Annotated in this window: 17 protein-coding genes; 5 read left to right on the forward strand and 12 right to left on the reverse strand. The window is 68.1% G+C overall.

The window, feature by feature from the left end:
* Positions 1-69: 69 nt before the first annotated feature.
* Together V6D91_RS00065 and V6D91_RS00070 are read left to right on the forward strand one after the other, a co-directional pair.
* Positions 70-1935, forward strand: coding sequence for an SIR2 family protein (locus tag V6D91_RS00065; protein ID WP_347317164.1), 1866 nt, complete (start codon positions 70-72; stop codon positions 1933-1935).
* Positions 1932-3380, forward strand: a complete 1449-nt coding sequence (locus V6D91_RS00070; protein WP_347317165.1) for a hypothetical protein — start codon at positions 1932-1934, stop codon at positions 3378-3380. Before V6D91_RS00065 ends, V6D91_RS00070 begins: the two co-directional genes overlap by 4 nt.
* A 20-nt stretch (positions 3381-3400) precedes the next feature.
* On the opposite strand, the gene V6D91_RS00075 is transcribed toward V6D91_RS00070, so the two are convergent.
* From V6D91_RS00075 to V6D91_RS00130, 12 genes are all read right to left on the reverse strand, one after another.
* Positions 3401-3919 (reverse strand): lysozyme, encoded by a 519-nt coding sequence (locus tag V6D91_RS00075; RefSeq protein WP_347317166.1) that lies wholly within the window; start codon positions 3917-3919, stop codon positions 3401-3403.
* Positions 3916-4392: a hypothetical protein gene (locus V6D91_RS00080; protein ID WP_347317167.1), complete on the reverse strand. Its 477-nt coding sequence runs from the start codon at positions 4390-4392 to the stop codon at positions 3916-3918. The genes V6D91_RS00075 and V6D91_RS00080 overlap by 4 nt, the downstream gene beginning before the upstream one ends.
* Positions 4389-4691 carry a DUF6127 family protein gene (locus tag V6D91_RS00085; protein WP_347317168.1) on the reverse strand — a complete coding sequence of 101 codons (303 nt, stop codon included), beginning with the start codon at positions 4689-4691 and terminating at the stop codon, positions 4389-4391. Before V6D91_RS00085 ends, V6D91_RS00080 begins: the two co-directional genes overlap by 4 nt.
* A gap of 68 nt (positions 4692-4759) precedes the next feature.
* Positions 4760-5110, reverse strand: coding sequence for a DUF2793 domain-containing protein (locus V6D91_RS00090; protein WP_347317169.1), 351 nt, complete (start codon positions 5108-5110; stop codon positions 4760-4762).
* Between the two features lie 12 nt (positions 5111-5122).
* On the reverse strand, positions 5123-5695 hold the full coding sequence (locus V6D91_RS00095) for a hypothetical protein (RefSeq protein ID WP_347317170.1): 573 nt from the start codon (positions 5693-5695) through the stop codon (positions 5123-5125).
* A 17-nt stretch (positions 5696-5712) separates the two neighbouring features.
* Complete coding sequence (locus tag V6D91_RS00100; protein ID WP_347317171.1) at positions 5713-7986, reverse strand: phage tail protein; 2274 nt, start codon at positions 7984-7986, stop codon at positions 5713-5715.
* Positions 7986-8195 carry a hypothetical protein gene (locus tag V6D91_RS00105; RefSeq protein ID WP_347317172.1) on the reverse strand — a complete coding sequence of 70 codons (210 nt, stop codon included), beginning with the start codon at positions 8193-8195 and terminating at the stop codon, positions 7986-7988. Before V6D91_RS00105 ends, V6D91_RS00100 begins: the two co-directional genes overlap by 1 nt.
* Positions 8192-8419 (reverse strand): hypothetical protein, encoded by a 228-nt coding sequence (locus V6D91_RS00110; protein WP_019562227.1) that lies wholly within the window; start codon positions 8417-8419, stop codon positions 8192-8194. Before V6D91_RS00110 ends, V6D91_RS00105 begins: the two co-directional genes overlap by 4 nt.
* Before the next feature lie 17 nt (positions 8420-8436).
* The gene (locus tag V6D91_RS00115; protein ID WP_347317173.1) at positions 8437-9222 is read right to left on the reverse strand and encodes a DUF2163 domain-containing protein; all 786 of its coding nucleotides are present in this window, start codon (positions 9220-9222) and stop codon (positions 8437-8439) included.
* A gap of 2 nt (positions 9223-9224) precedes the next feature.
* Entirely contained in the window at positions 9225-10868 is a 1644-nt protein-coding gene (locus tag V6D91_RS00120; RefSeq protein WP_347317174.1) for a hypothetical protein, read from the reverse strand.
* Positions 10865-11935 carry a hypothetical protein gene (locus V6D91_RS00125; RefSeq protein WP_347317175.1) on the reverse strand — a complete coding sequence of 357 codons (1071 nt, stop codon included), beginning with the start codon at positions 11933-11935 and terminating at the stop codon, positions 10865-10867. The genes V6D91_RS00120 and V6D91_RS00125 overlap by 4 nt, the downstream gene beginning before the upstream one ends.
* 2 nt (positions 11936-11937) lie before the next feature.
* Complete coding sequence (locus V6D91_RS00130) at positions 11938-14472, reverse strand: hypothetical protein (protein WP_347317176.1); 2535 nt, start codon at positions 14470-14472, stop codon at positions 11938-11940.
* A gap of 264 nt (positions 14473-14736) precedes the next feature.
* Here V6D91_RS00130 and V6D91_RS00135 point away from each other — a divergent pair, with 264 nt between their 5' ends.
* The 3 genes from V6D91_RS00135 to V6D91_RS00145 are packed head-to-tail and all read left to right on the forward strand — an operon-like array spanning position 14737 to position 16870.
* Positions 14737-14988 carry an Arc family DNA-binding protein gene (locus tag V6D91_RS00135; protein ID WP_347317177.1) on the forward strand — a complete coding sequence of 84 codons (252 nt, stop codon included), beginning with the start codon at positions 14737-14739 and terminating at the stop codon, positions 14986-14988.
* The gene (locus V6D91_RS00140) at positions 14985-15413 is read left to right on the forward strand and encodes a type II toxin-antitoxin system VapC family toxin (RefSeq protein ID WP_347317178.1); all 429 of its coding nucleotides are present in this window, start codon (positions 14985-14987) and stop codon (positions 15411-15413) included. Before V6D91_RS00135 ends, V6D91_RS00140 begins: the two co-directional genes overlap by 4 nt.
* Positions 15414-15463: 50 nt before the next feature.
* Entirely contained in the window at positions 15464-16870 is a 1407-nt protein-coding gene (locus V6D91_RS00145; RefSeq protein WP_347317179.1) for a hypothetical protein, read from the forward strand.
* Positions 16871-16876 lie beyond the last annotated feature (6 nt).

Consider the following 16876-nt stretch of genomic DNA (forward strand, 5'->3'; position numbering starts at 1 on the left):
ATCTGCCTTGGGAGACCGAGATCGAGGCGTCAGGGCGGGTTGTTCAGACCTTCCTTAGGTAGTGAGAAGATGATAAAGACACTGACAGGGCCGCAGTTTGCAAGCACGTTTTGCTTGAGGCCGCAGCAGCTTGCCTGGTTCCTTGGGGCCGGGGCGTCTGCATCCGCCGGCATTCCAACCGGCTACGCAATGATCCAGGACTTCAAGAAACGGTTGTTCTGTCAGTTGTCTGGGGTTAAACAGCGTGAAGTGGACGCCAATGATCCTATCTGGATAGAGCGGATTAACCTGTTTTTCAGCAGGCGCGCGGTGCTCCCCCCTCCCGACGATCCAACGGAGTACGCGGCTGCCTTTGAGGCTGTGTATCCGACCCCAGAGGCTCGCCGCAGTTACATCGAGGATGCGATCAAGAAAGGCACGCCGTCGTTTGCCCATCGGGTACTCGCATCGCTCCTGACCACCCGGCGCGTGCCATGTGTCTTCACTACGAACTTCGATCCCCTTGTCGAGACGGCGACCACATTGACTGATCAGTTAATGGAGGCCAATGACCGTGTGTACATGACAGTGGCGGCGATCGACAACGCCGATCGCGCCGAACTGTGCCTGCGTGAGTCGCGTTGGCCGTTGCTGGCAAAACTCCACGGCGACTTCCAGTCCGTCAAGCTGAAAAATACTACTGATGAACTGAAGGAGCAGGACGCCAAGATGCGGCGAGTCCTGACCGCCGCGTGCGCGCGATTTGGCCTCGTGGTCATTGGCTACAGCGGGCGCGACGCCTCTGTGATGGACGCTTTGACCGAAGCGCTAGCAGCACCAGATGCGTTTCCCGGCGGAATATTCTGGGTGGCCCGATCTGCCCGTGCCGTTCTTCCTGCAGTGACCACATTTCTCGAAGCAGCGAGGCAGGCGGGTATATCGGCGACGATTGTCGAGTCGCAGACGTTCGACGAATTGGCCGCCGACATTATCGATGGCATTGCCCTGCCGTCTCAGCTTTTCAACCATGTTTACCAATCTCGGCCGGACCCGGTTCTGCGCGATGTCCCACTTCCCACGCAGGAAAGGCGGCTTTTCCCCGTATTGCAATGCTCAGCGATTCCGATTCTATCGATGCCAACGGTAGCGCGCCGAGTCGAGGTCGATGCGCCCATAACCACCGTCCGCGTCCGCGAACTACTGCGCGAATCAGAGGTGAAGGCGCTGGCCGTCAGCAATGGGCGAGACATCGTAGCGTTTGGCGCAGACGAAGATCTAGCGCGGGCCTTTGCATCTGTGGGCGGTCGGTTGGCTGGCACTCACGAGCTGCGTCCCGACAGGGACAGCTGGGCACTGGGTCTGGTCTACGATGCGCTGACCCGCGCAGTGTGCCAGGGACGACCATTGTTCGCGCGCATGCGCCGCAAGGGGCATTTCGTGCTGGTGGCGAACGGCTCGCCGAAGGATAGCAAGGCAAATGCCGATCTCCGGAACGCGCAGTTGTCGCGTCTAAAACAAGCCTATTCCTCAGCCTTAGTTGGCAGGGTACCGAACCACAACCATCCGTTCAACGAAGGAGTGAAACTCCGGTTGGATCAGGCCGCCGGTCGTTGGTGGTGCGTGTTTGAACCGACAACGCATGTCGAGACGCCGCGCCCGGATGGGAAGGAAGGGCTCGCCGATGATGCATCCCCGGACTCTGCGCCAATGTCACTTCGACAAGGAGACCCAGTGATTGACTGGGTACGTGAGCGGTGGGCGACGCGTTACAACCCCGTATGGGCTCGAATAATCTCCGCGTGGGCAGATTTGCTGGCTGGCCAAGATGGCGACACGCTGTGTGCCCTTGGCTTGCAAGATGAGTCGGGGGTAGACGCTGTGTTCCAACTCTCACCGGTAACAGGGTGGAGTCGACCGAGCCATGAACACGACTATTTCCTGCGAGGTGGGCTATGAGCGGCTACAACGCTTCCAAGCTGCCACCGTTCTCATTGCTTGATGAGCCGCAGTTGGCGTTCAGTTCCGACAATATGTCGCTGGACGTGAATCCGTTGCGAGGGCTTGACCGTTATGGTGCCTACAGCAGCGCGACGTTTGCGACCTACACACCCGCACTGCGGTTGGCAAGCCTCGGCCCAGCCGGCGGACGGAGCCGTGTGCGGGACTTGATTGAAACACTGCGGTCGCATCATGCGCCTGGAGACCGCAAGGAGTATGTGCCGGCGTTCCGGGGTTTCGAGAAGGTTTTTGGCGTTCCTCTAGTCGGAGCACAGACCCCCTTGGCGCACATCAAGTGGCCTGATGACCTTGACTCCCTTGGCCCTGCCGGTCCGCCCCACGCTCGATTGCTGCACGCATTGCGCGATGGTATGAGTCGTCTGGCGTTAGTGCGCGATCAGTTTGACGTGGCTTTAGTGCATCTACCCGATGCATGGCAAGTCGCTTTCCGGGCGCCCGGCTTTGATGCGCATGATGCTCTCAAAGCGCTTGGTGCTGCCCACAGCATTCCAACGCAGGTCATCAACGACCGAGTCTTCACTTTTGGCTACAAGGCATCGTTGGCCTGGCGCCTGTCGATTGCACTGTACGTAAAGGCGGGAGGGATCCCATGGAAGCTGGCGCCCCTGCCAGGGGTACCCGAGGACACGGCTTACATCGGTCTGGCGTATGCGCTGCGAGGTGATCCGAAGGAGGCGCACTATGTAACCTGCTGCTCGCAGGTCTTCGACGCGGACGGTGGCGGGATGCAGTTCGTGGCGTTTGAGGCCCGTGATCCTGTAAGCGATATCGAGGAAGCTCGGCGCAACCCATTCCTTAGTCGCAACGACATGCGAGCAGTGCTGGCTCGTAGCCTCAATCTTTATCAAAGCCGCAACGGAGGTTTGCTGCCCCGGCGACTGGTCGTTCACAAGACCACCTCATTCAAACCCGAGGAGCTGGAAGGTGCTCTTGATGCCTTGTCCGCCGTCCCCGAGGTTGAATGTGTGGAGGTTGCCAGTAGTCCGGGCTGGCGTGGCGTTTGGCTAAAGGAGAGCCGCATTGAGGGTCAGCGAAGCGAGCCTGACAACTATCCCGTTCCACGCGGGACTGTGCTGTTTCGTTCAGGGACATCCGCCTTGGTTTGGGTTGCCGGTAACGCGCCGCGCGCATCGTTGAGAAATGACTACTACCAAGGCAAGAAGAGCATTCCACGCCCAATCAACATCACGCGGCACGCGGGCGTTGGCCCGATGGAGCTGACCGCCCTCGAGGCGCTGGCTCTAACGAAGATGGACTGGAACAACGATGCGCTCTATGATCCTGTACCGGTCACCATCCGCTACTCGCAACGGCTGGCGAGGACGATCGCCAACGAGCCAACACTTCCGGGCAACACCTACGCTTATCGTCTGTTCATGTGAGTCGCGGCGTGGACCAAGTTTCATCCGTCGTTAGCATGGCGTAGGCATGTTGGACGCCTACCCGCCTTATCTCTTGAAGTGGCTGATGTGACGAGAACGGCCTCCGCCTCTCGTCTTACCACCAACCCCGGCAGAACTCTTCCGCCGCCATACACCCACCGGCGCAGTTCCTTGGCCGCGCGCGGCCAGTCCCGCTGATTGACCCGCCGACGCAGGGTCGAGGTCTGCAAGCGACCGCCGCCGAGGTTGAAGGTGAAGTCGACGATGGCGGCCAGCCGCCCTTCCGGCTCGGCGGCCAGCACCGGGCAGTAGCGCAGCGTGGCGGCGAGCGCCACCTTCAGATCCTGGGCGAGGTAGGCCTCGGCCTCGCCTTTCGTGATCGGCGGGTGCTTCGGATCGCACAGATGCCCGTAGCCGATGGTCCAGTAGCCGGCCGGGCACACGTACGGGTGCGCGCGACCGGGGTCGTGCTTGGGCACGCGGTGGAAGCCCTCGAAGCGTTTGGCCAGGTCGATGGCCGCCTGGGGTACCTCGATCACGACCGCACCCGGTCGAACACGCGGCCCAGGAACCAGAAGTTCAGGACGCCGGCCCACAGGGCCTGGTCGGCCTCGGTCCAGGCCGCCTGGATGGCCGGGATCCAGTCCGCCCCGGCCTCGATGGCACCCACGAAGGCGGCGGTCTTGGCCGCGCAGTACAGCGCCATGAACCAGTAGGTGATCATCGGCCGCACGCTCGCCGACAGCGCATCGGCCCAGCGGGCGCCCGATCGCTGCCCCTGGGCAGCCACCGCCTCACGCAAGGTCTCGAGGGCGCCCACGTTCCAGGCGGCATCGGCCCCGGCGCCGATCTCGGCCATGCGCTGGGCGCCGCGCAGCTTCTCGAACGCAAGCAGCCGGTCCTGCATGGCGAGTTCATGGCTGCGCTCGCCCTTGCGGTCGAGCCACTTGAGAACCTCGGGCGCCAAGCGGAAGGCTCCGCCCAGGAGGCCGCCGAGCAAGGTCTCGATCATTGGCCACCTCCCATCAGCTTGAGCTTGATGGCGGCCCCGACCAGCAGTGCGGCGAGGATGGCGGTCGTCAGCAACTTGATGGTGGTCTGCCACGCGGTACGGCGCGCGTCGCGCCACGCCTCCAGCAGATCGCGCAGCTCGCGGAGGTCGCGGGCGGCGTGGCCATTCTCGAGGCCCAGGTGCGCGAGCACCCGCTCGGCCCCGCGCTCAGCAGCGCGGTCGAGCAGGTCTTCGAAGTCATCGCGGCGCAGGAGCAGCATGTTCTCGACGAGGGCGGGGGCTTGGGTCGGTTCAGTCATGGGCGGCTCTCCAAAAACGACAAACCCGCCACGCGGGCGGGTTCGGGGGTGGCGGACGGGGTGCGGGGTCAGATGGGAACGCCGGCGCTCCAACCGGTGGGCTTGTAGACGGCAAGTCTGTCCTCGGCGGCAATAAAGGCCAGCCAGCCGACCTTCGGGACGTGGTACTCCCAGGCGCCGTCGATCCACAGCGCGATCTGGTCGGCCTTGCCAGCCCAGGCGCCGGTGGCACCGGCCGGCACGATGTAGCGATCTCCGTCGGTGGGGCTTGCGGGTGGCGTGGTCACGGTGCGGCTCGTCACCGACAGGCCCACGACAGCGCCCAGGCGCTTTAGGTTCGCGTCCATCCCGGTGTGCCAGCCGGACTCGCCCAGCGTCCAGCCGTAGGCGAGGCCCAGGTTCGGATCGAGCTGTGGCATCGGTTCATCTCCTCAAGGTGTCGCAAGATTCGGCAGTGGCCCGGAAGCCATGCTGCGCGCACGGCGGTGGTGCTGGTTCGGGTGCTGCCGCCAGTGGCGGCCGACGAGGGGCAGGTGCAGCACGCTGCCCTGCCTGGCCACGAGGCGGGTGAGCAGCCATTCGGCGCCGGCGTCGAGATCGGCGATGCGTGTCAGCACCGGCTCGACGGCGCTTCGGCGCATCACGATCAGGCCGTGGACGTGGCTGGCCGAGTGGGCGTGCTGGAAGGCGCTGTAGGCCAGCCGCCGCACGCCGACGGGGCGGCCTTGCTCGTCGATCAGGGCTTCGTCGGTGTAGGCGAGCACCGCCGAGGGGCAGGCCTCGAGCGCATCGGCCAGATGCGCGAAGGCGCCGGCCTCGTAGCGGTCGTCGGGATCGACGAAGGACACGAGCGGCAAGCTCCCTCGCGCGAAGCCTGCCGCGCGGGCCTGCCCGACACGCCCCGGGAGGCCGGGCAGCAGGTGCAGGCGGATCGGCGCGCCGGCGAGGCTCGCGATGCAGGCCTCGCGCCATTCGGTCGGCTCATCGAGCGTCAATAGGTGCACGTCGATGCGCGCGCTCATCACACCCCGCCCCAGTGCTGCCCCCAGCGCAAGCCATAGCCCGCGCGCTCGACGGTGCGCACCTGTGCCTGCCAGCTCACGAGCCCGTCGCGCTCGGCCTCGATCTCGACGGTGACGCGGTCGCCCGCGACGCCGGCGTCCATCGCGGCACTGGCCAAGTCCCAGGTCCAGGTGTTGCCGGCGAGGCCCGTTTCGCTGCGCACGAGGGTGCCGTTGCGGTCACGGAGGCGTACTGCGTAGGTGGTTCCCGGCTCGGGGCCGATGTCCCCCTCGTCCTGGTGCACGAGGTAGGCGGTCTGCAGGGTGCGGTCGCGGTGCGCCCAGGTGAGGGTGAGGTCGCCGGCGACCACGGCGGGCTCGCGCTGGCCGTTGAGCCGCACTCGCCCCGGTGGGTACGGCCGCGCCTGGCGGCCCGCGAGCACGAGGGGCGCACCGTTGGCAGCCAGCACCGCATCCCCTTCGGCGCCCGAGGTACGCGGGATGGCGGCGACGAACACCGACTCGCCCGGCGCGCGCTCGATGGTCTCTGCGGCCAGCCACTCACCCACGCCCACCAGCCGCGTGCCGGCCGGATGGGCCTGCGGCGTGGTGTCGAGCACCCCGCGGGCGAGATCCACCGTGCCCGCGGTGGCATCGAAGGCGAGGATCGCCACGGCTTCGCGGATCGCGCCGCTGGCGTCGAGCAGGTAGGCGTAGTCGCCGACCGCCAGGCGCTCGGGTTGGGCCAGGGCCGTCACCGGCACGGCCAGCGCATCGGCCTCGCTCGCCGACAGTGCCGCATCGAGCGTGAGCAGCGGCGCGTAGTCCTCGCCCGTCACGGGCGCGAGATCGCCGCTAGAGGCGCCGGTGGCCAGTTGCCAGTTGAGCTGCCCTTGGCCACCGGCGGCCGCCAGCGCGCCGACGTAGGTGTCGGTGTCGGTGATCTGGGCCAGATCGGCCCGGCTCAGGTTGCGCGCCAGTTCCCAGTACGGCACTTCCACCGCCAGCACCAGGGCTGGCGGCAGCGCCTCCAGCGGCGGCTCCTCGAGGCGCGGTGGGGTGGGCGTGAGCACGGTCTGGCCCATGCCGAAGACGTCCTCCACGGCCTCGATGCGCCATTCGGTGGCGCCCAGCGTGCCGGTGTCGATGCCGGTCACGCGCACCACCATGCGCTCGATGCCGAGGCGTGGCCAATGCAGCAGGAACACGTCCCCCGGCAGGGGCGGACGCTCCAGGGCGCCGGGGACGATGGTCAAGGTCATGCGCGCCAGGGGCGAGCCCAGTGCGCGCAGGTCGCGCAGCGCCAGCCGCGCGGCCAGCGGACCAAAGTTCACGCCCGGATAGTCGCGCCGCTGGTTGATGACGCCACCTTGCAGTTGGATCGCGGCGAGGTTCTCCACCGTGACGGTGGCCTCCTTGCCGGTGGCCCAGTCGGTGTAGACCACGGTGATCTCGTTGGGCAGTTCCCCCCACTGCGCGCGCTCGAAGCGCTCCATGCGCACGATCTCGTCGGGGCCCAGAAGCGGCAGGCCCTCGATCCAGTAATCGTCGCGCAGGAGCTTGAGCTCGAAGCGGCCCCGTTCGGGGTCGAGGTAGAGGATGCCGCCGACGTGGTCGAGCACCTGGGCGATGAAGGCCTCGATCGGCTGCTGGCGCGTCCAGACGAGGTTCAGGCCGAAGCCTTCGGCGTCGAGCGCCCAGGCCGCGTTCCAGAAGCTCGCGCCGAGGGTGGATGGCGGATAGCCCATGCCCCAGTGCGGGTCGGTGAGGCACTGCACCAGGATGTGGGCCGGGTTCATGCCGACGGTGAGAGAGGTGCCGGTGTCGGCATCCCAGGTCCGCACCTCGGCGTTCCAGGGCATCCAGGGTTCGTCGTGCCAGCCCGCCGTGAAGCGCCGCACCCGCACCGCCCAGGGCTTGAGGTAGGGGTTGTTCGCGGCGAACAGGATCTTGCGTGCCACGATCGACAACACCCCGCGAAAGGCCGGGATGGCCGCGCCCAGGCGGCTCATCAGGTAGTCGTTGCGGTCTTGCGCGGCACTGCCTGCGAGCACGTCGAGGTCGCCCACCACGCCGCCTTCGCGTTCGTCGCCGCCGAAGAGCGTGGGCCGATCGATGCGCAGGCGCCCCAGCCCATGGCCGCTCGGCAGCGGCGCGCGGCTGGCATCGCCCCAGGCGGTGCGGTCGCCGATCTGGATCTCCTGCACCGCATCCACCGGCCCCTGGCACAGCACCAGGTGCATCCCGATCCGGTAGCGGTAGCCGACGGTCTGCTTCTTGCGGCGGCCGCCCATCAGCGCGGCTCCTCATGACACTGCCGGGCGACCTCGACCACGCGCTGCGCCATCGCATCGCCCGTGGCAAGCAAGATCGAAGCGGGAAGCCCCCGGGCGAGGAAGGCCCGGAAGTCCAGGCCTTGGCGCGCGAACCAGGTGCGCGTGCCGTGCACGCAGAGCCCCGCGGCGCGCACGTGGGCGATGGTGACGAGGACGTCGATGCTCATTTCTTGCCGCCCTTCTTCTTGATCGGCTCGGCCTCCAGGTCGCCGTACCACACGACGTTGGCCCCGCGCAGCAGCACCGCGCCGAAGACGACCGGGATCGGTCGGCCCTCCTCGGCCGTGGGCGCGTCGAGGTCGGAGAGTTCGGCGGGTTTCGGGGCGGGCGGTTTGGGGGCGAGGGCGACGGAGACCAGCGCCGCCACGACGATGACGACCAGGTACCACATGGGAGGTTCTGCGGATTTCAGAAGACGCCCGTGGAGAACGGGTTCTTCGACGGGATGAAGGGGAAGCCACCGTAGTTGGCGAGGTTGTCAAAGCGCGCGGCGCAGGTGGGCACGCTGTGATCGCAGCCGGCCACGAGGTCGACGAGCGTCTGCGGCGCAAGCCCCACCGGGTAGAGCAGTTCCACGCCCGCGGTCGATTCGCTCACGATCATGTGGCGCGCGCCTGCCGGCGTCTGCAACCAGCCGCCGGCGAGCATGCCGGCCACCTCGGGCGGGAGGTTCGCCAGTGCCACCTGGCGGCCTTCGGAGCGGACCACTTCCGCGGTGGCCGAGATCGGCGTCGCCCCGCACGCGGCCGAATACAGCACGTGCGAGCAGGCGCGGCTGTAGAGCCGCCGCAGACCAATGCGCTTCAAGCTCACCTGGGCAGACTCGCAGCGGATGCGCGCCGCGTCATCGGCCACCTCCACCCCGAGCACGCGGCCCATCCAGCGCGTGCCGGAAAGCCACCAGGCATCGCCCCAGGCGTTACGTCGGGCGATACGCAGTCGCACCGCGGTCGCCTCGCCGATGAGGGTCGCCTGCAGCAGATGGCGCACGAGCGCGTGGTCGGGCGGCAGCGTCAATTCCAGCGCCGACTTGGCCGCCTCGGCGCCGAGCGCCAGCGCGCTGCGCTCGAGGGGGCAGCGCTCGTAGCGCTCCCCGCCAATCTCCACGTCGAACTCGTGCGGGGTGAGTCGGAAAGTGCCGCTCGTGCCCTCGAAGGCGTAGAGCTCGACCTCGAACAGAGGGCCCTCGCTCATGGTCAGGACGGGGTGTAGTTGAAATGATCGTTGCCGCGCGGCTCGGGCAGCCGGCGCAGGGTCAGGGGCATCTCGACCAGCTCGGGGGTGTGCCAGTGGAGCTCCACCGCGTCGTGGTCGAGCCGGCAGCGCGCAAGACGCAGGACGCGGCTGCCGGCCGGGACGGGGGCTTCCAGCCCGGAGCGCAGCACCAGCACGCCGCAGGGCCGCCCCAAGGCGTGCTGCGCCCCCTCGGGGGGCAGCGCAGCCGCGCCAGCGGCCAGCGTGGGGGCTTGAATGGCGCCGCCGCCGTCCTGATGGCAGGTGGCGGTGAGCACGTGCTGGCGCTGGCCGTCGGGATGCACGATCAGCGCACCGGCCGGGCGGTGCCAGAAGGCGGCCAGACCGTCACCCTCTACGCGCAGGAAACCATCGTCGGCCGAAGCGGGGGCGGCGACGCGCAACACCGACGCCAGACCGTCGGGCAGCCAACAGGCACCGAGCCGCCCCTGGGCGCGGTACAGCCGCGCACGCCAGCGGGCGATGTCTTCACGCCCTGCAGCCAGAAACCGGCGTTGGAAGGTCGTCGTCGGCCACGGGTCGTCACGGCGGACCCAAGGGTCTGCGGGTGAGAGGTCTTGCCGGGTGACCACGCCCTGCGCCGTGACGGAAGGGTCGTCGCGCCAGTTGCCGTCGGGCCAGACGGGCAGGCCGTCGAGCCAGGGATCGTCGAGCAGCCCTTCGTCGGGCAGCGGCTCGAAGGCGACCTGCGCGGTGACGCTGCCGGCAATGATGCCCGGCACCCACTGCGCGAACTCGGCCGGCTCCAGCGCGACGCCCTCGACCAGGGGAGCGACGGTCGCGCCCGCGGGGACGGCCCGCGCCAAGGGCTCGGTGAGCCACAGGCGATCCGGCTCCACCTCGGTGAGCGCCAGCGCCTGCCAGCCGTCCGGGGCCATCAGCAGCGCGAAGCGCCGATCCGCAGGCCAGTGCAGGCCGTCTTCCTCCAGGCGCAGCTTGGCGGCGGCCGGCGCAAAGCCCGCCTCATCCACCGGCGTCACCGCCAACGCCCGTGCGCCGGTGTCCGCCGCCGAGGTCAGCCTCGCCACGTGCTGCGGCAGGGGCCACCACGCGAGCCGGCCCAGATGGTCGGCCAGCCACTCGGCCACCAGCGCGTCGCTCGCGCGCCCGTGGCCCACGTGGTAGGTCAGGAAGCGCCGCGGCACGCGCCGCCGCCCCTGCCTCGCCTCGTTGCCCGAGGCGAGCCGCGCCACGCCGGTGGCCCATTGCAGGCGCTCGACCAGGGGCTCGGTCCAGTCGTGGCGGAAGGCGAACACCCCGCGCTGGGCCTCGGGCCAGGGCGTCTCGCCGAAGGCGTCCATCGCTTCTGTGACCATCGCCGCCGCGGCGGTATCGCGGCGCAACACCTCGACCCAGAGGGCCGGGGCGTGCAGCGGCGGTGCGTGCTCCGCCAGCGTCTCGGCCCACAGCGTCGAGAGATGGGCGGCCGGCAGCGGCTGGGCCGAGGTCTCGGCCAGCGCGGTGGCGGCCAGCGCCCCGAAGGCCGCGCGCGAGATCGTCTCGGCCCGTTGCTCGACAACGCTCACCCCCGGCGTGGGTTGGCCACCGACCTCGGCCACCACCTCAGGCAGGACCCGATCCGTCATGCCGACTCCAGCCCGAACTCGGCCGCGTTGAAGGCGCCTTCCGTCCACTGGACGTTGCCGTTCGGGTTGCGCTCGAACAACGCCGTGTGCCAGGCCAGTTGCTCTTGCAGGACGAGGTCGGCGCTCACCGCCGTCTGCGCACCGCTCGCCACGAGCCCACGCACGCGGCCGGTGCCCGCATCCGTCTTGCGCGCGAGCAGGGTCACCTGCACGCCGTGGATGGCCGGGCTGCTCATCACGGGCAGCGCCTCGACGTCGAAGGTCTGGCGTAGGCCCGCCGTGGCCGCGCGCAGCGCCGTCGTCTCATCGCCGTCGCTCACCGCAGCCCAAGCGGGCAGTCCCGCGGGCTCGACCGTCCATTGGTTCAGTGCCCCAGACGCTTGCGGCTTCAGGGCATCGACCCGCACGTCGCCGAGGAAGGTGTTGTTGATCGTGCCCGAGGTGTCGGCGAGGTAGAGGTCGTCCACATCGACGGTGACCGGGCAGGGTTGCCCCGGCACGCTGCCTGCGAAGGCGGTGAGCAGCGGCCCGCCGCCCTGGGTGGTGTTCTGCGCCGACAGGGTGATCGCGAGCACGCCGTTGAGGCGCACGTTCAACGTGCCGTTGCTCGTGCCCTGCACGACCTGCAGTTCGACGTAGTGCCACCCCCGCACGGCCGCCGTCGTGACCGAGGTCGAGATCAACTGGTCCCAGCCGCTCATCCCCGATCCCGTCCGCCGGTAGAGCTTGAGCCGGCCGTCCTCGCCGATGCGCACGAGGTGCGCCACCTGCGCGGTGGTGTCGCGCACGCCGAGCAGCACCGGCTCCTCACCGGTGTTCTCGAACGGCGCCACGCGCAGCGCCGCACCCACGATGAGGCTGGTGCGCCCGGTCTCCAGGTTCTTGACGTAGCCGCCGCCGGCACCTGCCGGCAGGCGCAAGGCATAGGACGCGGGTCGCCGGCCGGGGATGCGCGTGGCCTGCGGCGACAGATACGCCGCCTTGCCGCGCGCGAGCCACGGATCGCCGAAGGGGTCGAGTGCCTGCGGGTCGTAGTGATCGAAACCGTCGATGAAGAGCAAGGCCATGGCTATCCCTGGAGCGCCGCGCGCACCGCGCGCGCGTTGCGCCCGATGATGTTGAGGATCACCCGCTCGCCGGCGGGGGTCTGCAGGTGGTCGTGGGTGACGCCCGGGTCGATGGCGTTGACGATGCGCACGGCCTGATGGACCTGCGGGGCGGCCGGCTGCACCTGGACCTGGGGCACGAGGCCGCCTGCGGCCAGGGCCAGACGCCGCCCGTCCCACACCGGCGGGGCGGACAAATCGTTGAGGGCATCGAGAAAGGCCACGCCGACACGCCGGACCGCCGCCGCACGCACCACGTATTCGCCGGCCGACAGCCGCGCCGGGATCGAATCCGAGGTCGAGGTGCCGGGGCCCGACACGTAGCCTCCAGAGGCGAACTTCTTGATGTTGCCCAGCAGCGCCATGACGGCGGCCACCATCGCCGCCATCGCGGCGATGGCCAGCGCCGGCCCGGCGAGGGGGATGGAGGCCTGCGAGGCCGCCGCGCCCGCGCCGGCCTGGGCCGCATCCATCGACACCTTGGCCGTGGTCTCGGCAGACTTCTGCGCGACCGACTGGGCCGCCGCCGCTTGCTCGATGGCCTGCTCCTGCTGGAGGAAGCCCAGTTTGAGGGCCAGCATCCGCGCCTGCATCGCCACCCATTGCTGGAAGGGCTGGATCACCATCTGCTGCAGGAAGGCGTCGGCCACCTGGCGGAACAGGTTCGACAGCGCCTCGCGGAAGCTTTGCGCGCCGGTGACCATGCCCTGCAGGGCGTTGCCGAAGCCCTCGCCGATGCGGTTCCACAAGGGAGCCAACTGGTCGGCGACGAGCCGCGTGCGCTCCAGTTCGTTGCGCCAGGCGGCCACGCGGCCCGCCGCCTCCGGTCCGATCGCCTGCGCGGCCTGCTGCATTGCGGGCAGGAGCCGCTGCATCTCGGCCGCCGATTGCTGTTGCAAGACCACGATCTGCTGCCGGGCCTGGGCTTCGGTGAGCAGCCCCGCTTGGCTCTGGATCTGGATCGCCTCCTGGGCGTTGCGCAGCCGCTCGGTGACGAGACGCCACTCGGCTTCGAGTGCGGCGAGGTTGGCCTGCGCGGCCTTCACGTCGATGAGCCGGTCGATCAGCGCCACGCCCGCGGCGTCGTTCTCGGCCGCCAGGCGTGCGCGAAGATCCCGGTAGCTGCGCTCGATCGCGGCACGCCGGTCTTCCGCCGTGTCGGTGCCGGTGAGCTGGGCGAGTTCCTCGCGTGCCTGGGCCAAGGCCTCGGCCAGTTCCCGCTCGGCCCGGGCGGCGGCGCGGGCGTTGGCCTGTTCGATGTCGGCGCGGCGGTCGTTGAGGACGATGAGGTCGGCCTCGAGCTTGGCCACCTCGGCCCGGGCGCGCAGCCGCTCGGACTCGGAGACGCGCGGATTGGCGGTGATCACCTGTTGCGCGACGAGTTCCTGCCGGCGGCGGGCGATCTCGGCGTCGATCTCGCGCTGCTCGAGGGCGGTCTTCTGCGCGTGGTAGTCACGGATGGAGACCAGCCGGTCTTGCAGCGCCGCGTCGAGCGCGCGCTGCTGGCGGGCCAATCCGTCCTCGAGCAAGGCGAACTCGGCGTCGAGCCGAGCCTTCATCAACGCAGCCTGAGCGCTCGCCGTGTCGCGGGTCTTGCCCGGAGCCGTGAGCCGCTGCAGCAGCGCCGGGTCGGCCTGCACCTTGGGCGCCTGCACCTCGATGGGCTTGGGGTCGAAGAGGCTGTCCCGGAACTCGGCCAGTTCGTCCAGGCGCCGCACGAGGCTGCCCTTGAGTTCGGCGATGATGGCCTTAGCCCCGGCGGTGTTGCCTTGCAGGGCCTGCACGGCCGCGGCCACGCCGGCACCGATCGCCTCGCCCAGGGCGACGAAGGCCTTGCCGACCGTGGCGGCACCCAGCGCCAGGGTCTTGAGCACCAGCACGACGCCGTCCAGGATCGCGCGCAAGGCACCGCCCTGCTTGGCCGACTCGACCATCCCGCCGGCCATCTCGTTCAGGGCCGGCAGGAAGGCCTCGATCACCCGGTTGGCCAGACTCGTCGCGGCAAGCCGCAGCTTGGCCAGCGAGTCGTTGAACACCTCGGCCTGCGCGGCGGTGTCGCCGCCGATCTGCACGCCGAGCGCTTCCATCTCGCCGGTCAGGGCCGCGATGCCTTCGCGTCCCTGGTTCAGGAAGGGGATGAGCTCGGCGCCGCTCTTGCCGAACAGTTGCACCGCCAGCGCCGACTTCTGCGCGCCGTCGGGCATGGCCTGGAAACGGTCGGCCAGATCGAGCAGCACCGCATCGGTCGCGCGCAGCGTGCCGTCCTGGTTCTTGAACTCGACACCCAGCGCTTTGAGGCGCCGGGCGGACTCCTCCGAACCGGTGGCCGCCTCGAACATCGTGGTGGCGAGCTTCTTGAGCCCCGTCTCGAAGGTCTGCGCCGAGACACCGGACAGTTCCGCCGCCGGCACCAGGGTGGAGAGCGACTCCACCGTGATGCCCACGCGCTGCGAGAGCTTGTTGAGCGCATCGGCCGAGTCCAGCGCCGACTTCACCATCGCGGCCAAACCCGCCGCCGACAACGCCACCCCCAGGTTGGCCAGCACGCCGTTGACCCGCCGCGCGGCGTCAAGCAGGCCGCCGAGGTTGCGTTGAATCGAGCCGAAGGCCGCGCGCGTCTCGTCGACGGCGCGGATGAGGATTTGGGCGCGGGCGGTCATGGTGCCTCCGGCCGGTTGTGACGCTGGCCCGAACCCCGGTTGCCGTGATGAATGCAGTATATTAAAATGACTGCACTGATTTCAGTGTTTTGGAGTGTCGTCATGGCCATCCTGACGGTTCGCAATCTGCCCGACGAGGTGCATCGCGCCTTGCGCCTGCGTGCGGCCCAGCACAGGCGCAGCACCGAGGCGGAGGTGCGCGCCATTCTTGAAGAAGCGGTGAAGCCGCAGGGGCGGTTGAAGCTGGGATCCATGCTGGCCGACATCGGCCGGCACCTCCGGCTCAGCGACGAGGAGGTCGCGCTGCTCAATCAGCGCGACAAGTCGGCTCCCCGTGCAGTGGATCTGGAATGATCCTGCTCGACACCAACCTCATCTCCGAGCCGCTGCGCTCCGCGCCCGAGCCGCGTGTCGTCGCCTGGCTCGACGCCCAGCCGCTGGAGACGCTGTTCCTGTCCGTCGTCACCGTGGCCGAGCTGCGCTACGGGGTGGCCCGCCTGCCCAACGGTCGCCGGCGCAAGGCGCTCGTCGAACGCCTGGAGACCCAGGTGCTGCCCGCCTTCGCCAGTCGCATACTGGCCTTCGACCTGCCGGCGACCCAGGCTTACGCCGACCTGATGGCCAAGGCGCAGGCCGCCGGGCAGCCCATCGGCATGGCCGACGGGCTGATCGCGGCGATTGCCAGGACCCATGGCATGACGGTCGCCACGCGCGACACGGCGCCGTTTGCCGCTGCGGGTGTTTCCGTCATTGATCCGTGGCTTGAGAGTCGACCGTGACGACCTGACGCCACCATCAGCCAGTCAGTAATCACCGAGAAGGAGGTCCGATGCTCTCGTTTGCCACCGAGTTTCCCGTCGACCCGGACCGAACCACGGCGGACTTCCTTCGGGCGATGGTGACCTGGATATCCGGGTCTCCGCATACTGGCTTGTCTGCCGAAATGCTTCGTGATCTGCCACAGAAGGACGAGGCGCATGTCGAGAACGGCAACGAGAAAGTTCAGTCGCTCGTCGCCAGATCTCCCGACGTCGATCTCGCAGGCATCCGCTACAGCAGGCACGACGATGATCTGGAATGGCTGACGACCGTCGTGTTTTCGAGAACGTCGTCCGACGCTTGGGTGGGCATCCGCGTCGAGTGCGAGTCTCAGCATGCCGCGGCTCGGCTGCCGTCGGCGAAGAAACCTGTCGTGGTGAGGACCGTGCTGGAATCCCTTGGCGGAGCAGCAGATGGTCCTCTGCCGATTCGCGATACTGCGCACATACTGGCCAATACCGACATCGATCTTGCCGCCAAGCTGATTCGCGGCGACGCCGGCTGCCGACTGCCCATCGTCTACGTCAGCGCACGGTTTCAAGGCGGGTACATTCTCGACGTCGATCGTCTCGCGGCAGACCTGTCCGGCATGGCGCATGTCGTCGTCGAGCCCAACAGGCCGTTTTCCGTGCGCCTGCAACTCGAAGTCGATTCCGAGAACGTCTATGGCGGCACGATCGGCATCTACTGGCCAGAGGGTGGCGGGCGTCGAGCCTTCTTCCTGGGCGGCGATTACTCGACACCGGGTCATCTGGCGGGCGCCATCAAAGATGAAGTCCGGGCTGCGTTACTGAATCGACGTCCGATCGCCCGGTGCACTTGGGCCTACGTCCGCGAGACCGCGTCCCGACAGGCCATCCAGTCGCTCAAGGCCTCGGGTTCCAAGGCGATCGACGATTACGTCAAGACATTCGACCAAGAGATCGAGGCCAAGAACCAGCGCCTCGAAGATGCCGAAAGGGAGATCCAACGCCTACGCAACGAACTCCGGGTGCATGAGGCTCGCGCAGGGACCGCGAGTGGTGGCCTGCTCAGGCTTGGGCGGGAGCGAGATCTCTATCCGAACGAGATCCTCGGCATACTCCTCGACGCGATCGAAGATGCCGCCACCCGGGTTCAGCACGACAGTCGCCGACAACATGTGCTGACGTCGATCCTCGAAGCCAACCGGCTGGAGGAGAATCCCCTTGAAAGTCGTCGCGAGCAACTGAAGAGACTGCTGCGAGGGACGAGCACCATCGACGGAAGATTGCGACGCGAGTTGGAGGACATGGGTTTCTCCATCTCGGAAGACGGGAAGCACTTCAAGCTCGTCTTTCAGGGAGACGACCGATACACCTACACGCTGTCCAAGAGCGGTAGCGATTGGCGAGGCGGACTGAACGCAGCCAGTGACATCGGAAAGCTGTTGTTCTGAGTCCGT

The sequence above is a fragment of the Thiofaba sp. EF100 genome (genome assembly GCF_039822285.1).
GTDB lineage: Bacteria > Pseudomonadota > Gammaproteobacteria > Halothiobacillales > Halothiobacillaceae > Thiofaba.

Coding starts and splice junctions, on each gene's coding strand:
- V6D91_RS00065 (WP_347317164.1), top strand. CDS start 70: ATGATAAAGACACTGACAGGGCCGCAGTTTGCAAGCACGTTTTGCTTG.
- V6D91_RS00070 (WP_347317165.1), top strand. CDS start 1,932: ATGAGCGGCTACAACGCTTCCAAGCTGCCACCGTTCTCATTGCTTGAT.
- V6D91_RS00080 (WP_347317167.1), bottom strand. CDS start 4,392: ATGATCGAGACCTTGCTCGGCGGCCTCCTGGGCGGAGCCTTCCGCTTG.
- V6D91_RS00085 (WP_347317168.1), bottom strand. CDS start 4,691: ATGACTGAACCGACCCAAGCCCCCGCCCTCGTCGAGAACATGCTGCTC.
- V6D91_RS00090 (WP_347317169.1), bottom strand. CDS start 5,110: ATGCCACAGCTCGATCCGAACCTGGGCCTCGCCTACGGCTGGACGCTG.
- V6D91_RS00100 (WP_347317171.1), bottom strand. CDS start 7,986: ATGGGCGGCCGCCGCAAGAAGCAGACCGTCGGCTACCGCTACCGGATC.
- V6D91_RS00105 (WP_347317172.1), bottom strand. CDS start 8,195: ATGAGCATCGACGTCCTCGTCACCATCGCCCACGTGCGCGCCGCGGGG.
- V6D91_RS00110 (WP_019562227.1), bottom strand. CDS start 8,419: ATGTGGTACCTGGTCGTCATCGTCGTGGCGGCGCTGGTCTCCGTCGCC.
- V6D91_RS00115 (WP_347317173.1), bottom strand. CDS start 9,222: ATGAGCGAGGGCCCTCTGTTCGAGGTCGAGCTCTACGCCTTCGAGGGC.
- V6D91_RS00120 (WP_347317174.1), bottom strand. CDS start 10,868: ATGACGGATCGGGTCCTGCCTGAGGTGGTGGCCGAGGTCGGTGGCCAA.
- V6D91_RS00125 (WP_347317175.1), bottom strand. CDS start 11,935: ATGGCCTTGCTCTTCATCGACGGTTTCGATCACTACGACCCGCAGGCA.
- V6D91_RS00130 (WP_347317176.1), bottom strand. CDS start 14,472: ATGGTGAAGTCGGCGCTGGACTCGGCCGATGCGCTCAACAAGCTCTCG.
- V6D91_RS00135 (WP_347317177.1), top strand. CDS start 14,737: ATGGCCATCCTGACGGTTCGCAATCTGCCCGACGAGGTGCATCGCGCC.
- V6D91_RS00140 (WP_347317178.1), top strand. CDS start 14,985: ATGATCCTGCTCGACACCAACCTCATCTCCGAGCCGCTGCGCTCCGCG.
- V6D91_RS00145 (WP_347317179.1), top strand. CDS start 15,464: ATGCTCTCGTTTGCCACCGAGTTTCCCGTCGACCCGGACCGAACCACG.